Here is a 1843-nt window from a genome sequence, read left to right as displayed (position 1 = left end):
AGACGAAGCCGTCGCGGACGAGCTCCGCGGCCTCGCGGTCGGTGTCGGCGATCACGGTGAAGCAGCTCGCCGCGACGTTCGCCATGGAGAGCTCGGTCGGGGCCGTCGGTGTAGATTCGTCACCAGAGCCAGAACGTCGCTGCTGATGGCGGTCGATCGGCGGTCCGCACCCGTAGGGTGTGCGCCGGTCGAGGGAGAGAGGTCCTCCGACGGTTTGTGCTGCGCAACGGGAAGCCGGTCCACCACGGACCCGGCCGTTCCGGCGTGGCCGTGCACCCGTACGGCCTGACGCACGCGACGCACGCCCGGACCTTTGGCCCCACCCCCATCAGCGAGGAGCAGACGCATGTCGACCGACATCACCGGTGATTTCAAGGTCGCCGACCTTTCCCTGGCGCCGTTCGGCCGCAAGGAGATCCAGCTGGCCGAGCACGAGATGCCCGGTCTGATGGCGATCCGCGCCGAGTACGCCGAGTCGCAGCCGCTGGCCGGCGCCCGCATCACCGGCTCGCTGCACATGACCGTGCAGACCGCCGTCCTGATCGAGACCCTGACGGCGCTCGGTGCCGAGGTCCGCTGGTGCTCCTGCAACATCTTCTCCACCCAGGACCACGCGGCCGCGGCCATCGCCGTCGGCCCGGAGGGCACCCCGGAGAACCCGCAGGGCGTGCCGGTCTTCGCCTGGAAGGGCGAGACCCTGGACGAGTACTGGTGGTGCACCGAGCAGGCCCTGACCTGGCCTGACGGCAAGACCCCGAACATGATCCTGGACGACGGCGGCGACGCCACCCTGCTGATCCACAAGGGCGTCGAGTTCGAGAAGGCCGGTGCCGCGCCGGACCCGTCCACCGCGGACAACGACGAGTTCCGGATCATCCTGGAGCTGCTCAACCGCACCCTCAAGGACACCCCGAACAAGTGGACCGAGGTCGCCGCCACGATCAAGGGCGTGACCGAGGAGACCACCACCGGTGTCCACCGGCTGTACGAGATGCACCGTGACGGCAAGCTGCTGTTCCCGGCCATCAACGTCAACGACGCCGTCACCAAGTCGAAGTTCGACAACAAGTACGGCTGCCGCCACTCGCTGATCGACGGCATCAACCGCGCCACCGACGTCCTGATCGGCGGCAAGGTCGCCGTCGTCTGCGGCTACGGCGACGTCGGCAAGGGCTGCGCCGAGTCGCTGCGCGGCCAGGGCGCCCGCGTGATCATCACCGAGATCGACCCGATCTGCGCGCTCCAGGCCGCGATGGACGGCTACCAGGTCACCACCCTGGAGGACGTCGTCTCGATCGCGGACATCTTCATCACCACCACGGGCAACAAGGACATCATCCTTGCCTCGCACATGGAGCAGATGAAGCACCAGGCGATCGTCGGCAACATCGGCCACTTCGACAACGAGATCGACATCGCGGGCCTGGCGAAGCTGCCCGGCATCGTGAAGACCGAGGTCAAGCCGCAGGTCCACGAGTGGCGCTTCGCCGACGGCCACACCATCATCATGCTGTCCGAGGGCCGTCTGCTGAACCTGGGCAACGCGACCGGCCACCCGTCCTTCGTGATGTCCAACTCCTTCGCCAACCAGACGATCGCCCAGATCGAGCTGTTCACGAAGACCGAGCAGTACCCGATCGGCGTCTACGTGCTGCCGAAGCACCTGGACGAGAAGGTCGCCCGCCTGCACCTCGACGCGCTGGGCGTGAAGCTGACCACCCTGACCCAGGACCAGGCCGACTACATCGGCGTCCCGGTCGACGGCCCGTACAAGGCCGAGAGTTGTTGCACGGTGACACGGTGGCCCAACTGGGCGAGTTCATCGGTTGTCTGACGCAGAGAC

The 1843-nt window shown here is 67.2% G+C and carries 1 protein-coding gene; it reads left to right on the top strand.

Going from position 1 to position 1843, the window contains the following annotated elements; genetic code table 11:
- Positions 1-346 precede the first annotated feature (346 nt).
- Positions 347-1834 carry an adenosylhomocysteinase gene (ahcY, locus tag ACIQOV_RS39775; protein WP_401055801.1) on the top strand — a complete coding sequence of 496 codons (1488 nt, stop codon included), beginning with the start codon at positions 347-349 and terminating at the stop codon, positions 1832-1834.
- Positions 1835-1843: the final 9 nt, after the last annotated feature.

Source organism: Kitasatospora sp. NPDC091257, assembly GCF_044757675.1.
Lineage (GTDB): Bacteria > Actinomycetota > Actinomycetes > Streptomycetales > Streptomycetaceae > Kitasatospora > Kitasatospora lactacystinica.
Note: the sequence above shows the minus strand (reverse complement) of the source record. Positions and strands in the feature narration are given on the sequence as shown.

Coding starts and splice junctions, on each gene's coding strand:
- ahcY (WP_401055801.1), top strand. CDS start 347: ATGTCGACCGACATCACCGGTGATTTCAAGGTCGCCGACCTTTCCCTG.